The following is a 1,081-nucleotide window of genomic DNA, read 5'->3' on the forward strand; positions in this document are numbered from 1 at the left end:
GGTCTGGAAGAGCTATGGCGAAGGCGAGGCCCGCGTGCATGCGCTGGCCGGCGTCGATCTCGCCATCCGGCGCGGCGAATTCGTCGCCATCATGGGACCCTCCGGCTCGGGCAAGTCGACGGCGATGAACATCATCGGCTGCCTCGACACGCCGACGGCTGGAACCTACTCCTTCATGGGCATCGACGCAGGCCGGCTCGACCGCAACCGCCGCGCGCTTTTGCGCAACCTTTATGTCGGCTTCGTCTTCCAGGGCTACAATCTGTTGCCGCGCACCACCGCGGCGGAAAATGTCGAGCTGCCGCTGATCTATCGCGGCGTTGGAGCGCGCGAGCGCCGGGACCTCGCCATGCAGGCGCTGGCCGAGGTCGGGCTTGTCGGGCGCGAGCACCACACCCCGGCCGAGCTGTCGGGCGGCCAGCAGCAGCGCGTGGCGATCGCCCGCGCCATCGTCACCAGGCCGACATTGCTTGTTGCCGACGAGCCGACGGGCAATCTCGACACCGCGCGCACGCATGAGATCATGGAGCTGCTGACCAGGCTCAATGCCGAGCTCGGCCTCTCCATCGTCATGGTCACGCACGAGGCCGATGTCGCGGACTATGCCGGCCGCACCATTCGTTTCCTCGACGGCCATGTCGCCTCCGACACCATGAAGGCGGAGGCAGCGGCATGATCTGGGAGACCGTCCGCCTTTCGCTGCGTTCGATCCGCCGCAACGTGCTGCGCTCTTTCCTGACGCTGCTTGGCATCGTCATCGGCGTCGCCGCCGTCATCGCCATGCTCACCATCGGCTCCGGCACCACGGAGAAGGTCAAGGCCGATATCTCCAAGCTCGGCAGCAACCTTCTCGTCGTCCGTGCCGGCCGGCCGGCGGGGCCAGGCGGACCCGGCGGCCTCGACCAGGCGGTGCGGCCGCTCGCCGAAAAGGATGTCGCAGCGCTCGTCGCGCATCTGAGCGGCGCGCGCGCCATCTCGCCTGCTTCGCAGAAACAGGTCCGCATCATCTTCGGCACTGAAAGCCTGACCTCGGGAGTCACCGGCACGGACAGCGCCTATCTCGACGCCCGCGACTGGAAGC

General features: G+C 67.6%; 2 protein-coding genes. Both read left to right on the forward strand.

Annotated elements, in window-relative coordinates; genetic code table 11:
• Nucleotides 1–676, forward strand: a 676-nt coding sequence (locus EOA27_RS37680; protein WP_145970874.1) for an ABC transporter ATP-binding protein, incomplete at its 5' end; no start/stop codon positions are given.
• Nucleotides 673–1,081, forward strand: a 409-nt coding sequence (locus tag EOA27_RS37685; protein WP_145970875.1) for an ABC transporter permease, incomplete at its 3' end; no start/stop codon positions are given. The genes EOA27_RS37680 and EOA27_RS37685, both read left to right, overlap by 4 nt.

It is taken from the genome of Mesorhizobium sp. M2A.F.Ca.ET.037.01.1.1 (assembly GCF_003998075.1).
GTDB lineage: Bacteria > Pseudomonadota > Alphaproteobacteria > Rhizobiales > Rhizobiaceae > Mesorhizobium.